This window comes from Nonomuraea sp. NPDC049309 (assembly GCF_043196965.1).
Classification (GTDB): domain Bacteria; phylum Actinomycetota; class Actinomycetes; order Streptosporangiales; family Streptosporangiaceae; genus Nonomuraea; species Nonomuraea fastidiosa.
The window spans coordinates 702903-717485 of record NZ_JBICSH010000004.1; the positions used below are offsets into that span (position 1 = coordinate 702903).

General features: G+C 71.1%; 12 protein-coding genes. 5 read left to right on the forward strand and 7 right to left on the reverse strand.

All coding sequences use genetic code 11. From position 1 onward, the window contains the following. Positions 1-270 precede the first annotated feature (270 nt). Positions 271-816, forward strand: coding sequence for a TetR/AcrR family transcriptional regulator (locus ACGFIM_RS28215; protein ID WP_393205747.1), 546 nt, complete (start codon positions 271-273; stop codon positions 814-816). On the opposite strand, the gene ACGFIM_RS28220 is transcribed toward ACGFIM_RS28215, so the two are convergent. Both ACGFIM_RS28220 and ACGFIM_RS28225 read right to left on the reverse strand, forming a co-directional pair. Beyond that, positions 754-2241 (reverse strand): wax ester/triacylglycerol synthase family O-acyltransferase, encoded by a 1488-nt coding sequence (locus ACGFIM_RS28220; protein WP_393205750.1) that lies wholly within the window; start codon positions 2239-2241, stop codon positions 754-756. The genes ACGFIM_RS28215 and ACGFIM_RS28220 overlap by 63 nt on opposite strands. A gap of 137 nt (positions 2242-2378) precedes the next feature. Further along, positions 2379-3425 carry a sulfite oxidase gene (locus tag ACGFIM_RS28225; RefSeq protein WP_393205753.1) on the reverse strand — a complete coding sequence of 349 codons (1047 nt, stop codon included), beginning with the start codon at positions 3423-3425 and terminating at the stop codon, positions 2379-2381. A gap of 633 nt (positions 3426-4058) precedes the next feature. On the opposite strand from ACGFIM_RS28225, the gene ACGFIM_RS28230 reads away from it, so the two are divergent. Continuing rightward, positions 4059-4496 (forward strand): YkvA family protein, encoded by a 438-nt coding sequence (locus tag ACGFIM_RS28230; RefSeq protein ID WP_393205756.1) that lies wholly within the window; start codon positions 4059-4061, stop codon positions 4494-4496. 331 nt (positions 4497-4827) lie between these two features. On the opposite strand, the gene polX is transcribed toward ACGFIM_RS28230, so the two are convergent. The 3 genes from polX to ACGFIM_RS28245 all read right to left on the reverse strand — a co-directional run bounded on the left by polX (position 4828) and on the right by ACGFIM_RS28245 (position 8878). After that, on the reverse strand, positions 4828-6507 hold the full coding sequence (polX, locus tag ACGFIM_RS28235) for a DNA polymerase/3'-5' exonuclease PolX (RefSeq protein WP_393205759.1): 1680 nt from the start codon (positions 6505-6507) through the stop codon (positions 4828-4830). A 270-nt stretch (positions 6508-6777) separates the two neighbouring features. Further along, positions 6778-7746 (reverse strand): aldo/keto reductase, encoded by a 969-nt coding sequence (locus tag ACGFIM_RS28240; RefSeq protein WP_393205761.1) that lies wholly within the window; start codon positions 7744-7746, stop codon positions 6778-6780. Positions 7747-7840: 94 nt separating this feature from the next. Continuing rightward, on the reverse strand, positions 7841-8878 hold the full coding sequence (locus tag ACGFIM_RS28245) for a zinc-dependent alcohol dehydrogenase family protein (protein ID WP_393205764.1): 1038 nt from the start codon (positions 8876-8878) through the stop codon (positions 7841-7843). 110 nt (positions 8879-8988) lie between these two features. Here ACGFIM_RS28245 and ACGFIM_RS28250 point away from each other — a divergent pair, with 110 nt between their 5' ends. Continuing rightward, a complete protein-coding gene (locus ACGFIM_RS28250; RefSeq protein ID WP_393205767.1) occupies positions 8989-10386 on the forward strand; it encodes a glutamate--cysteine ligase in 1398 nt (465 codons plus the stop codon). A 78-nt stretch (positions 10387-10464) separates the two neighbouring features. Beyond that, positions 10465-11478 (forward strand): hypothetical protein, encoded by a 1014-nt coding sequence (locus ACGFIM_RS28255; RefSeq protein WP_393205770.1) that lies wholly within the window; start codon positions 10465-10467, stop codon positions 11476-11478. A 7-nt stretch (positions 11479-11485) separates the two neighbouring features. On the opposite strand, the gene ACGFIM_RS28260 is transcribed toward ACGFIM_RS28255, so the two are convergent. Further along, the gene (locus ACGFIM_RS28260; protein WP_393205773.1) at positions 11486-12238 is read right to left on the reverse strand and encodes a PaaX family transcriptional regulator C-terminal domain-containing protein; all 753 of its coding nucleotides are present in this window, start codon (positions 12236-12238) and stop codon (positions 11486-11488) included. 31 nt (positions 12239-12269) lie between these two features. Between ACGFIM_RS28260 and ACGFIM_RS28265 the strand changes: the two genes are divergently transcribed. Then, complete coding sequence (locus ACGFIM_RS28265; RefSeq protein WP_393205776.1) at positions 12270-13928, forward strand: acyl-CoA dehydrogenase family protein; 1659 nt, start codon at positions 12270-12272, stop codon at positions 13926-13928. On the opposite strand, the gene ACGFIM_RS28270 is transcribed toward ACGFIM_RS28265, so the two are convergent. Further along, complete coding sequence (locus tag ACGFIM_RS28270; protein WP_393205779.1) at positions 13905-14369, reverse strand: hypothetical protein; 465 nt, start codon at positions 14367-14369, stop codon at positions 13905-13907. The two genes, ACGFIM_RS28265 and ACGFIM_RS28270, sit on opposite strands and share 24 nt — an antisense overlap. Between the last annotated feature and the right edge of the window lie 214 nt (positions 14370-14583).

Below are 14583 nucleotides of genomic sequence, written 5' to 3' on the forward strand. Positions count from 1 at the left end.
GTCGGGCCGAAGCCGTGCTCGTCGGCGATCTCGATCATGCCGAGGATCAGCGCGTGCAGCGCCCGGGCGAGCGCTCCGGGGTCCCGCGAGGCGGTCGCGGCGGCCGGCCCGCACCGTTCGTGCAGAAGTTTTCACTGGTCGCGGGCGCGGCGCGCGAGCGCGAGCACTGCACGACGATCTCACGAGGGGCGTCCCGGGTGACGCGTGTGACACCGCTCTCGCGTCTACGGCATGGCGCGTCACTCGCGCCCCGCATTAATGTGCTGAGCTGTGGTGATCGGTGACGTCCGCACACGCATCCTGGACGCGGCGGAGGAGCTGTTCGCGGGCCGCGGGTACGAGGCCACCACGACCGCGGTCATAGCGAAATTCGCGAAAGTGCCCAAGCGGCTCATTGCTCAGTACTTTCCCCAGAAGATCGACATGCTGGTCGCTCTCGTGAACGAACGCGCCGTCATCGAGGAGGGCCGCGAGGTCGAGGCCGTGCCCGGCGACCTGGCCGGCACGCTCGCCCGGCTCGCCCGCGCCCTGCCGCTGCGCGCCTCGCCGTCGATGCGGCGCATCCTGTTCCGCGAGGCCGACACCCACGGCTCGGTCAAGGAGCGGCTCACCCGGCTCAACGGCGAGCTCGTCAGGCGGGCCAGGTTCGCGCTCGAGCTGGCCATGCCCGGCGCGCGCGGCGACGCGGCCAGGCTGGAGGTGGCGGCGGCCATGTTCGCCGCCGCCCTGCTGTACCAGGAGAACCTGTGCCAGCTAACCGGCCACCAGATCGACCCCGACGCCGTCGCGGAACTCATCGCCCACTCGATCGTCTGACAGCTCGTCGAGCGCCGCGCGCAGGTGGGCGAGCAGGCTCCACACGTCGTCCACGCGCTCGGGACAGGCCACGATGCCGAAGTCGAGCATGCCGTCGTACGAGAAGCAGGTGATGGTGAGTCCGCCGCTGGCGTCGGTCAGCACCGACAGCGGGTAGTACGACAGCACCCGCCCGCCGCACAGGTAGAGCGGGAACTGCGGGCCCGGCACGTTGCTGACGATCAGGTTGACCGGCGGGAAGGCCATGCCGGCCAGGCGGAACACCGCCGGCGTGGCCAGGCTCGTCACCGGGGCGGGCAGCAGCGAGCACAGCTCGCTCGGCCACGCCGACGGCGCCAGCGCGAACCTGCGCTTGGCCCGGCTCATCGCCGCGCCCATGACGTGCAGCCGCTCCAGCGGGTCCCGGACGTTCGTCGGCATGGGCGCGACCATGGCCGAGATCCGGTTGCCGATCAGCTCCTCGGCCCCCGCGCGGCGCACCGCCACGGGCACGGCCACGATCAGCGGCGCGGCGGGCAGCGCGTCCCGCTCCTCGAGCCAGGCGCGCAGCGCGGACGCGCACAGCGCCATCACCACGTCGTTGACGCTCATGCCGTGCGCCTTGGCGACCTGCTTGATGTCCTTGAGCGGCAGCGAGCCGAACGACAGGTGGCGGCGCGCGCTGATCGGGCCGCTGAACGGCGTGCGCGGCGCCGAAAGGCCCGGCAGCTCGGGACGCTGCTGCCGGTCGCCGCTCACCGCCCTGGCCGCCCTGGCGATCAGCTTCGCGCCCGGGAGCGCGCCGGCCAGCGGGATGACGTCCAGATCCGCCGCCGCCCTGATCACCGAACGCGCGGCGCGCAGCGGCTGGGCGGCGCCGTGCACCGCCGCCCCCACCAGCATCCCCGCGCGCCCCGCCCGCTGGGGCGCCGGTGGAGCGGCCGGCCGCGCCTCCGCCGGGGTCAGGCGGCCGTCCGGGCTCAGATCGAGCAGCGCCGCCAGGGTCTCCGCGCCGGAGACCCCGTCGATGGCCGCGTGATGCACCTTCGTGTAGACGGCGACCCGGCCACCGCGCAGGCCCTTGATCAGGTGCATCTCCCACAGCGGGCGCGTCCTGTCGAGCCTGCGGGCGTGGATCTCCGCGACCGCCGCCGCGAGCTGCCGGTCGTCGCCCGGCGCCGGCAGGGTCAGCTCGAAGAGGTGGCGGTCGACGTCGATGCCGGGATCGGCGACCCAGTACGGATGATCGAGCCCCAGCGGCACCTCCGCCAGGCGCATGCTGAGCGCGGGGGACAGGTGCAGGCGGGCGCGCAGCAGCTCCGCCAGCGCGTCCCTGCTGACCATGCCGTCCGCAGGGTCGAGCACCGCCAGTCCGGCCACGTGCGCGGCGGTGGTCGCCGACTCCAGGTGGAGGAATTGGGCGTCGAGTGCGGTCAGCTGACGCATCGGATCTCCTTTTCCCGGTGATGCGGGCAGCATCACATGACGGGATTTCCGGAAGGTTTCCCGGGGAGTCCGTCAGATGAATTCAGCCGCTATTTCCGATGAAAGATTGTTCAAAGCGGTGACGGATGACTTATTCGTCAGCCGAAGACGACGTGCACGGGGTGCCGCACGACGGCGTCGAAGTGGTATCCCATCGGGTGTTTCGGCCGCGTGAGCGGCTGCGTGGCGCCGGTCTCGTCGGTCGCGCGGGCCATCAGCAGCCTCGTACCGGTGTGCCGCGGCGTCCACTCCACGTGCCACGGCAGCCAGGCTTTCGCCAGGTGGTGGCCGTGGTGCTCGGCCTGGCGCCAGGTGAGCCCGCCGTCGTCGCTCACCTCCACCTTGACGATCCTGCCCCGACCCGACCACGACCGCCCGCGCAGGATGCGCACCTCCGACAGCGGCACCCGCGCATTCCACGGCAGTTCGAACGCGCTCTTGATCGGCTGCGTGGTGACGTCCGCGTAAAAGACGGTGTTCCACGGAGTGAAGATCTTCTCAGTGGCGACTTCGAGCTCTCCGAGCCATTTGATGGACGCGATTCCCACCCACCCCGGCACCACCAGCCGCGCCGGAAATCCATGGTCGGGAGGAAGCGGCACACCGTTCATTTCGTAGGCCACGAGCACGTCGTCCATCGCCTTGGCGATCGGCAGCGGGCGGCGCACGTGGCCGTACTCCTCGAACGGCTCGTCCAGCCCCGTCGCCAGCACGTCCACCGCCTCCGGCCGTACGCCCGCCTCCTTCAGCAGGTGCTTCAGCGGCACTCCGCGCCAGCGCGCCACCCCGATCCCGCCCAGACCCCACTGCGTGCCGGGGGCGCCGTCGTGCTGCTGCGTCCGGTAGAAGCGCCGCCCGTTGCCGGCGCACTCCAGCGCCACGTCGTACGTGCGGGACGGCATCGCGCGCAGCTCGTCGTAGGTGAACGCATGCGGGCGCCGTACGCCGGGGCCGTGGACGCGCAGCTGCCAGGTGGTGACGTCGATGAGGGGCGTCGAGGTGTGGTTCCTGACGAAGAACCGGTCGTTCGGCGTGTGGTAGCCCAGGCCCGCCATGGATTCCCACCTCATCTCGGCGCTGTTGCCGTGGACCCGGAACAGGTGGTCGGGCAGCGGCTTGACGATCGACGCCGTGGCTTGCCTCATGGAGCATCACCTCGTTGTGACTATTTCCTACCTGGAAACCATTCAATCTCCTGTGGCTGGCTCCGCGCGCCTTTCCTTGCCGAAATCTGCCCAGCCTGTAGTGGAACGTTCCCCGCCCCTCACCTACCCGCCCCCACCTACCCTCCACTCACCCCACCCCAACGACCCTCGCCGGTCGCCTCGTCCACACAACCCGCGCTCCTCGCCCGGCCTGGCGCCGGCGCCGAAGAGCACGCGAGGGCACACCGAGACGCAGGGTGCCGTGCGGCTCAGGCCGAGGTGCACGGCGCGGTGTGGGGCGGGGTGAGGCGCGCGCTGCTGCGTGGGGGCAGAGTGGGGGGCGGCGTGGGGGCAGCTGGGGGCAGCTGAGGGCAGCTGAGGGCAGGGCGGGGGCAGGGTGGGGCGCGCGGTGCGGTCCGCACAATTGCGCCACTCTCATCCGCCACCGGGCAACGCGACTCCGGCGAGTGGCGTCGCCCGGCCGTGGGCGGGTCAGGTGGTGATGTGCGTCGGAGCCATCCACCCGAGCGCGTCGTCCGGTCGCTCGGCCTGCGCCGGCGAGGGTTGCCATGTTCGCGTTCTGGCTGCACCGTGGTCGTGGTCTTGTCGGTGGTGGGAAGGTGACGAGCGGTCGTGACCGGTGAGTGGTGGTGGGATCTGCTGATCGGGGTCGCGGTCGCGGTCGTGGTCTGCTGGGTGGCGCTGGTGGTCGTGCTCGCCGCCGTCCGGCCGCGTGGCGGCCTGCTGCGGGAGTCGCTGCGGTTGCTGCCCGACATGATGCGGCTCGTTCGCCGCCTCGCCGCCGACCGGGACCTGCCCCGTGGCGTACGGGTGCGGATCTGGCTGCTGGTCGCGTACCTGGCGGTGCCGATCGACCTGATCCCGGACTTCGTCCCCGTCCTCGGGTACGCCGACGACGCCATCATCGTGGCGGCCGTCCTGCGCTCGGTGGTGCGGCGGGCCGGCCCCGACGCGGTACGCCGCCACTGGCCCGGCACCCCGGACGGCTTCACCGCCCTCGCCCGCCTCACCGGCCTGCGCACTCCCGACGCACCTGAGTCTTCACGCTGAGCGTCCGCCGCTGGGTCCGGTTCGGTGGCTGCTGCTCCGCCCGTCTTGGCGGGCTGCGGGCTCCCGACGCACTTGAGTCTTCACGCTGAGCGTCCGCCGCCCCGCCCGCCTCAGCGGCCGCTGCCCTGCGTGGCTCAGCGGCCCGCCATCTGGCGTGGCTTGGTGTTGTCGCCCGGCGCTGCGCAGTGGTCGTTGCCCGGTGGGGATGAGCGGTGGTCGGCAGTGGGCGTCGCCTTCCGCCGGTCGGCGGTGGCCGTCCGGGGTGTGTCGGCTGGGTGCCGGGCCCTGCCGACGAGCGGGGCGGGCGACCGCGGTCGAGAGCCCGGGACGCCTACCTGCCCAGGAAGGCCTGAAGGCGGTCGAGGGGCCAGGTGTTGATGACGTCGTCGGTCGTCAGCCAGGCCCGCTGCGCGATGCCCACGCCGAAGCGCTGATGTGCGAGGTGCGGGATCGCGTGGGAGTCGCTGTCGATCGAGAACTTCACCCCGTGGTGCCGGGCCAGCCGCACGAGGTCGGACGGCAGGTCGGAGCGGTCGGGGTAGGAGTCGATCTCCATGGCGGTGCCGGTGCGGGCGGCGGCGCGGAACACGGCGTCCCAGTCGGCGTCGACCGGCGGCCGCTTGCCGATCTTGCGGGTGGTGGGATGGCCGATGATGTCGACGTACGGGTTTTCGCAGGCCGCGATGAAGCGGCGGGTCATCTCGTCGCGCGACATCGTGAAGTGGGAGTGGACCGAGGCCACGCACACGTCGAACTCCCGCAGGATCTCCTCGGGCCAGTCGACCGAGCCGTCGGGCGCAATGTTGAGCTCGGTGCCGTGCAGCAGCCGCATCTGCGGATATTTCGCCTGCAGCTCGGCCACCCGCCCGCGCTGCTCCAGCGCCTTGTCCAGGGTCATGCGCTGCATCGCCAGGTCGGGGGCGTGGTCGGTGACCGCATAGTAGGAGTAGCCGCGGGCAGCGGCGGCGGCCACCATGTCGTCGAGCGTCGCGATGCCGTCGGTGAGATCGGTGTGGGTGTGCAGGTCGCCCTTGAGGTCGCTCAGCTCCACCAGGTCCGGCAGCTCGCCGGCCAGCGCCGCCTTGACCTCGCCGCCGTCCTCGCGCAGCGGCGGCGGTACGTACTGCATGCCCAGCGCGTGGTAGATGTCCTCCTCGGACTCGGCGGCGATCACCCGGTCGCCCTCGAACAGCCCGTACTCGGACAGCTTCCAGCCCTTCTTGACCGCCAGCTCCCTGACGGCGACGTTGTGCTCCTTGGAGCCGGTGAAGTACTGCATGGCCGCGCCCCACGACCCGGCGGGCACCACCCGCAGATCGACCTGGATGCCGGAGGTGGTGCGTACGGACGTCTTCTTGCCGCCCGCGGCGATGACCTCGGCGACGTAGGGCTGGGCGCGGAAGTCGCTCATGATGGACTCGGGCGCCACGGCGAGGATGTCGATGTCGCCGATGGTGTCCTTCATGCGCCGCAGCGACCCCGCGTACGCGATGCGCTCGGCCTTCAGCGACTCCATCACCTGCTCGGCCAGCGCCATCGCGATGCCGATGTGGACCCGGCGGCCCGACTGCTCGAGCTGCTGGACGCCCTTGAGGAGGTTGGCCAGGGTCTTGGGGCCGAGGCCCTTGACGCCGTCGAGCCGGCCCGAGGTGATGGCCTCGCGCAGCGCCTCGGTGGAGTCGATGCCGAAGTCCTCGTAGAGCATGATGGCGGTCTTGGGGCCGAGCGAGGGGACCCTGGTCAGCCGCCGCACGCCCTCGGGGACGCGCCCGCGCAGGTCGTCGAGCTGGCGGAAGCTCCCGCGCTGCAGGAACTCCTCCATCTTCTTCGCGATGGCCTCGCCGACCCCGGGGACCGAGCGCACGTCGACGACCGAGATGTCCTCGGGGAACCCCGCGATGGCCTTCGCCGCCTTCTGGTAGCTGCGCACCCTGAACGCGTCGCCGCCGGTGAGCGCGAACAGCTCGGCGTATTCCTGCAGCGCCGCCGCAGCCTCCTCGTTTGCCCGCATGCCCCCACCTTAGGACCTCGCTCCGACAATTCCGCGCAGCCCGGATGCCGGCGAAATCGTCAGCACCCTGGTGGGTCGGCGCCCTGTCACGTGCCTGCTCTCCGCCTCCGACCCGTGATCGGGAGAGAGGATCGTCAGCGATCGTTCGGCGGGATCTCCAGTAACCCGAGGGCAGCCGAAGGCGGAAGGGATGCGGCTCACCGGCGAGGCGCTCGCCACGATCGGCCTCGCCGGTGTGCACGACGCGCACCCCTGGCGGCTCTCCGGTGGCTAGAGCCGGAACTCGCGCGGCCGGTACGGCTCCTCCAGGAACCGCACCTCGTCGTCCGACAGCGTCACCGACGTGGCGGCGAGCGCGTCGTCCACGTGCTTGTCCTTCGTGGCGCCCACGATCGGTGCGGTGATCTCGGGGCGGCGCAGCACCCACGCCAGCGCGAGCTGCGCGGCGGGCAGGCCGCGGTCGGCCGCGAGCTGCGCGACCCGGTCGAGGATGAGCTTGTCGTTCTCGGGGTCGTACAGGTACGCGATGCGCGGGTCGGATCCCGCCCGCGCGGTCGAGCCGGACGAGCCGGCCCTGGCCAGCACGCCGCGCGCCAGCGGGCTCCACGGGATCACGCCCACGCCCTGGTCGGCGCAGAGCGGCAGCATCTCGCGCTCCTCCTCGCGGTAGAGGAGGTTGTAGTGGTTCTGCATCGAGACGAACTTCGTCCAGCCGTGCACCTCGGCCACGTGCTGGGCCTTGGCGAACTGCCAGGCGTACATGCTGGAAGCGCCGATGTAGCGGGCCTTGCCGGCCCTGACCACGTCGTTCAGCGCCTCCATCGTCTCCTCGATCGGCGTCTCGGAGTCCCAGCGGTGGATCTGGTACAGGTCCACGTAGTCCGTGCCGAGGCGGCGCAGTGAGGCGTCGATGCTGTCGAGGATGTGCTTGCGCGACAGACCGCGGTCGTTGGGGCCCTCACCCATCGGCAGGCACACCTTGGTCGCCAGCACGTAGTCCTCCCGCCTGGGGAAGATCGCGCGCAGCGCCTTGCCCGTCACGACCTCGCTCTCGCCGGTGCTGTAGACGTCGGCGGTGTCGAAGAACGTGACGCCTCCGTCCGCGGCCCTGCGGATGAGCGGCTCGGCCTGGTCGTACGGCAGCGACCACTTCAGCTTGGCGGGGTCGCCGTAGCTCATCATGCCGAGGCACACCCGGGAGACCTTCAGACCCGTATTACCAAGACGCACATAGTCCATGAACTTCACCCTATGTCCCGCGGGCCCGCTCTCCTGGGGGGAGGGGTGGCCGGGCGACCGGACCGGTCGGGCCGCTCCTTCTGGGGCCGGGCGGTCAGGGTGCGGAGCGGGGGGTGATCATGGTGACGCCCGGCACCGAGCCCATCGACGCCAGCGCCTTGCCCGCGTCGGCGAGCCCGATCGTGCGGGTGACGAGCTGGTCGGGGTGCAGGATCCCGGCCCTGATCATCTCCAGCATCGGCGGGTACGCGTGCGCCGCCATGCCGTGGCTGCCGAGCAGCCGCAGCTCGTGGGCGATCACACGGGCCATCGGCACCGGAACCGGCCCGCCGGGCAGCAGGCCGACCTGGACGTGGCGTCCCCTGCGGCGCAGGCTCTCGACCGAGGCCGCGCACGTCTGCGGGCTGCCCAGCGCGTCGAGTGAGACGTGCGCCCCGCCCCTCGTCAGCTCCCTGACCTGGGCGGCCGCGTCGCCGGCCGAGCCGTTGACGAAGTGGGTGGCGCCGGCCAGCTCGGCCAGGTGCAGCGCGTCGGTGCTGATGTCCACCGCGACGACCCGAGCCCCGGCCGCCGTGGCGATCATGATGGCGGACAGGCCGACGCCGCCGCAGCCGTGCACGGCCACCCACTCGCCCGGCCGCACCTCGCCGACCTGGACCACGGCGCGGAACGCGGTGGCGAACCTGCAGCCGAGCCCGGCCGCCGTGGCGAAGGCCATGTCCTCGGGAACGGCGATGAGGTTGACGTCGGCGTGGTCTATGGCGACGTACTCGGCGAAGGAGCCCCAGTGCGTGAAGCCGGGCTGCGTCTGCCGCTCGCAGACCTGCTGGTCGCCGGTCGCGCAGGAGGGGCAGGAGCCGCAGGCGCAGACGAACGGCACCGTGACCCGCGCCCCCGGCCGCCAGCCCCGCACGTCGGAGCCGACCGCCTCGACCACGCCCGCCAGCTCGTGGCCCGGCACGTGGGGCAGGACCTTGATGTCGGGGTCGTGTCCCTGCCAGCCGTGCCAGTCGGACCGGCACAACCCCGTCGCCTCGACTCTGATCACCGCGCCGTGCGGGGCGGGGGAGGGATCGGGCAGCTCGCGAACGTCGAGCTCACCACCGAAGATGTCAAAGGCAACCGCGCGCATCCCCCGAGCTTAGAGCGCGTCGCCGCAGGTCGCGCAATCCCCCGGGAGGCATGTGAGCTGAACCTCCGCGGATGACGTGTTAATGACGGTCTCCTGGACAGAAGGGGGTGATGGGCAAGGATCTCGAAAAGGAGCGATTCACCGAGGCGGAGTTCACCCGCTTCGGCGAACGCGTGCAGCAGCAGCTCGGCGTCCTGCGCGAGCTGCTCACCACCCCCGGCTTCGGCGAGGGTCCCGTGACGATCGGGGCCGAGCTGGAGCTCTTCCTCATCGACGGCGAAGGCCGGCCGCTGCAGCGCAACGACCAGGTGCGCGACGTCCTCGGCGACCCCCGCGTGGTGCTCGAGCTGGGCCGCTACAACATAGAGGTCAACCTCACCCCCATCCCGCTGGCGGGGCGGCCGTTCGAAACCCTGGGCGCGGAGGTCCAGGAGACCATCACCAAGGTCGACGGCGCGGTGGCGGGCGGTGGCGCGCTGCCCATCGGCATCCTGCCGACGCTCGACGCCGGGCACTTCACGCTGGGCGCGATGAGCGACCAGAACCGCTACCGCGCCATGAGCAGGGGCCTGCGGCGGCTGCGGCTCGAACCGTTCCTGGTGAAGATCGACGACCTGGAGCTCTCCGTCGAGGACGTCATCCTGGAGAGCGCCAACACCTCATGGCAGGTGCACATCCGCACTCCGCCGGAGAGGTTCGCCCGGCTGTTCAACGCCGCGCAGCTCGCGATCGGCCCGGTGCTGGCCGCGTGCGGCAACTCGCCGTTCTTCCTGGGGCGCGAGCTGTGGGAGGAGACGCGGATCGCGCTCATGGAGGAGGCGGCCGACGACCGCGACGTGCAGCGGCCCGAGCGCAGGGACGGCAGGGTGACGTTCGGCTCCGACTGGGTGCGCGAGGGCGCGCACGAGCTGTTCGAGCGGTACGTACGGGACTACGACCCCATCGTGCCCGACATCACCGAGGGCGCACCCGAGCGCGAGGTGCCGGAGCTGCGGCTGCACCAGGGCACGATCTGGCAGTGGAACCGCCCCGTCTACGACCCCGCCGACGGCGGTCACCTGCGGATCGAGCTGCGCGCACTGCCCGCGGGGCCGTCCTGCGCGGACATGGCCGCCAACACGGCGTTCCTGCTGGGGCTGACGCTGTCGCAGGCCGAGCGGGACCTGACCGGCTACCGCTTCGCGCAGGCGTACCAGAACTTCTACCGGGCGGCCATGGACGGCCTGGACGCCAAGCTGTCGTGGCCCGGCAGGGACGGCGAGTTCGAGGCCGCCGAGCTGGTGCTCTCGCTGCTGCCCGAGGCGCGAGACGGCCTGCTCAAGGCCGGCGTGACGCCCTCGGACGCGGACCGTGCGCTGGACGTCGTCGCGCAGCGGACCAGGCTGCGGCGCACCGGTTCGGTGTGGCAGCGCGAGGCGCTGGCGCGCTTCGGCGGCGACCGCGGGCGCATGGTGCGGCGCTACCGTGAACTCGCTCTTTCCGGGCTGCCTGTGCATCTGTGGGAGTAAGCGCAAACCATATTTCTCGCCCGTCCGTCAGAATGGTCAAGAGACGGAAAAGGTGAGGGCAATATGGCGGCAACGGGGATGGTATCCACTGATACGGCGCGTTTTGCGCTGAATCGGGCGACGGGCGATCTGGCGGAGGGAGCCGACAAACTCGCCGGGGAAGTCGGCGGCACCGCCGTCGAGGCGGTGCTCGCCAACGCCAACAGGAAGGGCACGAACAAGGGCGCGGCCGCCGCGATGGGTTCGATGAACCCGAGGCCGCCCATCTGGTACGCCTTCGACAGCGGTGACCAGAACACCCCCGACTGGTACCCGCAGGGCCTGACCGGCAGCGACGACTCCGGCGGCATCGGCGTCCCGGCGCTCATGGTCAGCTGGTATTTCAAGCCGACGGCGGGCGAGCGCGGCATCAGGGTGTCGTTCTTCAGCCCCCAGACGCTGAAGTACCAGCACGCGCTGCTCGTGCTGGCCAAGCCCGACGGCTCGTACGGCCCGATCAACATCCACGCCGGCGGCATCGCCTGCCACGGAGACCTGCTCTACGTCGCCGACACCGTGCGCGGCCTGCGCGTCTTCGACCTCAAGAACATCCTCGACCTGCGCACCGCGCAAAAGGACCTCGGCGACGCCGACCGGATCGGCCGGCACGGCGGCAAGCTGCACGCCTTCGGCTACCGCTACATCATCCCCCAGACCGACTTCTGGCGGGTCGCCCAGGAAGGGCCGCGCTTCTCGTACGTCGCCATCGACCGCAGCGGCGGCACGCCCAGGCTCATCACCGGCGAGTACCGCGAGGGCGACGGCCAGGGGTGGGTGGCGCGCTGGCCGCTCGACATGGAGGGCGGGGCGCCGGAGGACGCCTACATCACCGGGCAGGAGAAGATCCAGGGCGCGGTGTCGTACCGCGGGAAGTGGTACCTCAGCCAGGCCGCCAACGCCACCACCAACGGCAAGCTGCGCGTCTACGACGGCGACAAGCTCACCACGCGGCCGTTCCCCATCGGGCCCGAGGACCTGACCGTGCAGGACGGCAGGCTGTGGAGCGTCACCGAGTTCCGCAACAAGCGCACGATCTTCGCCGTGCCCCTCTGACCTGCCGTCAACCGCGCAGGTGTTCCTGCAGCACCTCGCGGTAGCGACGGTCGAAGTCGTCATAGCGCTTCCGCAGCCGGGCCCCCGGCCAGCCGTCCGGCAGCAGCTCATCGGGCAGCAGCGGGTCGGCGAGCAGGTGGCGCAGCACCGCGGCCGAGACGAGGAAGCCCTCGGCCAGCCCGCCCGTCTCGCGCGCCCCGCCGAGGCCGGTCTCCAGCACGCGCTCAAGCGCGCGTTCGAGCCGCACCGCCTCGGCGGCCCAGCCGTCCAGGTCCCACAGCAGAGGAGCGGGGTCGCCGTGCGGGCGGCCGTCGATGAGCGTGCACTGCGAGGTGACGATCTCCGGCCAGACCCGCACCAGGTTCGCCGGGCGCATCCAGGTGCCCTCGCGCAGCTCCGCCAGGCGCAGCGCGGTCATCGTGTGCCGGAACGCGGCCCGGTCCGCGGGCGCGCGCCGCTCGGCGGTCACCACGACCACCTCCCACGTGCCGTCCCACGGCTTGACGTGCGGGTCGCGGCTCTCGTCCTGTCTGGCCTGGCGCTCGACCAGGCGCTGCGACAGCGCGTACATGCCGCCCGACTGCACCAGATCGCCTGCCGCGACCATACGCGACAGCGCCACCCGCATCGTGCCCTCGGCGATGCCGAACAGCGCCCCGATGCGCACCAGATCACGGGCCGGCAGGCGGGGCGGGTGGCTGCCCAGCAGCGCGCTCAGCACCGCGGAACGGGCGCTCAGCGTTCGATTACGCTCTTCCATCGCGTGTCGAGTATATGTAACATCCGCGGATATGAGCCGGTATCTCGTCGAGCCGTACGACCGCAGCGACCGCTACGCCACCGAGCGCTACCAGGGCGCGCAAGGCCGCAACTGGTGGCGCTGCGACCCCACGCTCCGCCTGCTCATGCGCCGCCTGCTCGGCGACGGCCTCGCCTGGGCCGAGCCGCACCTCGACCGGCTCGGCGAGCTGATGGGCGGCCTCATCGCGCGCTGCGCCGAGGAGACCGACCGCAACCCGCCCCGGCTGGAGAAGTACGACAAGTGGGGCAGGGACGTCAGCGAGGTCGTCATGCCGCCCTCCTTCCACGCCGCCCGCGACGCGCTCATGGCCGACAACTTCACCTCACCGGCCTTCGCCGAACAGGCCCGCGCGAACGGGGCCGATCCGGCCGCGCTGGCCGCCGCCTGGATGTACCTGCTCGATCAGGCCGACATCGGCATGGGCTGCGCGCTCGGCACCGGCGGCGACATGGTGGTCTCGCTCGCCGAGAAGCACGCGCCTCCGGACGTACGCGATCGGGTCAGGGAGATCTTCGCCAACGGCTACTACTCCGGTGAGGCCGCTCAGATGTTCACCGAGCGGACCGGCGGCTCCGACCTCGCCGCGCTGGAGACCACCGCCACGCCCGCCGGCGACGCGTGGCTGCTGGACGGGCTCAAGTGGTTCGCCTCCAACGCGGGCGGCTCGGCTTTCGTCGTGCTCGCCCGGCTGCCCGAAGGGGCGGTCGCACCGTTCCTCGTGCTGTGGGAGCGGCGCGACGGCAGCCGCAACGGCGTGCGCATCCGGCGGCTCAAGGACAAGCTCGGCACCCGGTCGGTCGCCTCCGCCGAGGTCGAGTTCACCCGCGCCGAGGCCTTCCTGCTCGCCGACCCCGCGGGCGGCGGCTCCGGGCTCGGCACCATGATGAAGCTCACCAACACCTCCCGGCTCGGCGTCGCCATGATGGGCGTCGGCGTGGCCAGGCGCGCGCTCGTCGAATCCGTCTGCTACGCCTCCGCCCGCGAGGCGTTCGGCAGACCCCTCATCGAACAGCCGCTGATGCGCCGCAAGCTCGGCGAGCTGATCGTCGAGGTCGAGGCCGCCCAGGCCCTGGTCTTCGACGGGCACGTGGGGCCCCGGCTGCGCCTCGCCCCCGCCCTCATCAAGCTGCGCGCCTCCCGGCTCGGCGTCACCGCCGCCAGCGACGCGATCGAGGTGCACGGCGGCAACGGCTACATCGAACAGTGGCCCGTCGCCAGGCTCCTGCGCGACGCCCAGGTCAACCCCATCTGGGAGGGCGGCGACAACATCCTCTGCCTCGACGTACGGCGCGCCATGGAGAAGGAGCAGGCCCACCTGCCCTTCCTCGCCCACCTGCGCACGCTCGCCACCTCGGACCTCGTCCGGGGCCGTATCGAGGACCTCGCCAAGGCCATCGAGGTCTGGTCGGGGCTCGACCGCGCCACCGCCGAGGCCCGCCTCTACCCGCTGGCGCAGTTCATGGCCGACGTGTACGCCGCCGCGCTGCTGGAGGACCAGGCGACGTGGGGCATCGACGACGACCGCAAGGCCCTCGTCGCCCGCCTCTACGCCGAGGCCCACCTCACCGACCCCGGCCCGCTCCGCGGCCTCGACCGCCCCGCCGCCGACCCCTTCGACACCCTCCTAACCGGCTCGGTCACCCTCTGATGCCGCCGCTCCGCCGTCGTCATCGAACAGCGCTTCGACGGTGGGAGTGGTGTAGGAGCGGGCCGGCCAGGCTTCGAGCTTGGTCAGGTCGGTGCAGGAGGAGATGCGGGCGCGGGCATCCTCTGTGACCTCCAGTCCACGGAAGGCCAGAGTGGTGAGGATGCCTTTCGCCAGGCCCTCGGTCCTGCCCTCCGCTTTTCCGCGTCCGAAGTGTTCCTTCGCGAACGGACTGAAGACCGGCCAGTGAGTGGATGACATGGCTATCTCCTTCAGAAGTCGGCGGGTCTCGGGCGCGGACATGTTGTAGGCGTACTCATAGCACTTCGGCCTGTCCTGGTCTTCACTGTCGCGGATGGCAGCGGTGAATGTCTCCACGACCCTGCGGTTTCGGCCATGCATCATGACGGACAGGACCGCGAGTTCGAGGTGCTCGGCTGCCACTGTCGGGTCGATAATGGGCGGTATGTCGTCTGGTCCCAGAACCTGAGCCTGCAGGCGATAGCCGGTTAGGCCGGACTCAATCGGAGCCGGCGCTCATCATGGCACCGCGGAATGGCAAAGTTATGGCCTTTCGCGTTATCTCGCGCAGGTCATTTCTTAAACCAAACAGAACTCTGGGCGACATTTCCTGATATGAAGTGGCGAATCATTTCGA

Excerpts from the sequence above, each read along its gene's own strand:
- ACGFIM_RS28260 (WP_393205773.1), bottom strand. The coding sequence starts at position 12,238 with ATGGAAGAGCGTAATCGAACGCTGAGCGCCCGTTCCGCGGTGCTGAGC.
- ACGFIM_RS28220 (WP_393205750.1), bottom strand. The coding sequence starts at position 2,241 with ATGCGTCAGCTGACCGCACTCGACGCCCAATTCCTCCACCTGGAGTCG.
- ACGFIM_RS28255 (WP_393205770.1), top strand. The coding sequence starts at position 10,465 with ATGGTATCCACTGATACGGCGCGTTTTGCGCTGAATCGGGCGACGGGC.
- ACGFIM_RS28245 (WP_393205764.1), bottom strand. The coding sequence starts at position 8,878 with ATGCGCGCGGTTGCCTTTGACATCTTCGGTGGTGAGCTCGACGTTCGC.
- ACGFIM_RS28225 (WP_393205753.1), bottom strand. The coding sequence starts at position 3,425 with ATGAGGCAAGCCACGGCGTCGATCGTCAAGCCGCTGCCCGACCACCTG.
- ACGFIM_RS28250 (WP_393205767.1), top strand. The coding sequence starts at position 8,989 with ATGGGCAAGGATCTCGAAAAGGAGCGATTCACCGAGGCGGAGTTCACC.
- ACGFIM_RS28265 (WP_393205776.1), top strand. The coding sequence starts at position 12,270 with ATGAGCCGGTATCTCGTCGAGCCGTACGACCGCAGCGACCGCTACGCC.
- ACGFIM_RS28240 (WP_393205761.1), bottom strand. The coding sequence starts at position 7,746 with ATGGACTATGTGCGTCTTGGTAATACGGGTCTGAAGGTCTCCCGGGTG.
- polX (WP_393205759.1), bottom strand. The coding sequence starts at position 6,507 with ATGCGGGCAAACGAGGAGGCTGCGGCGGCGCTGCAGGAATACGCCGAG.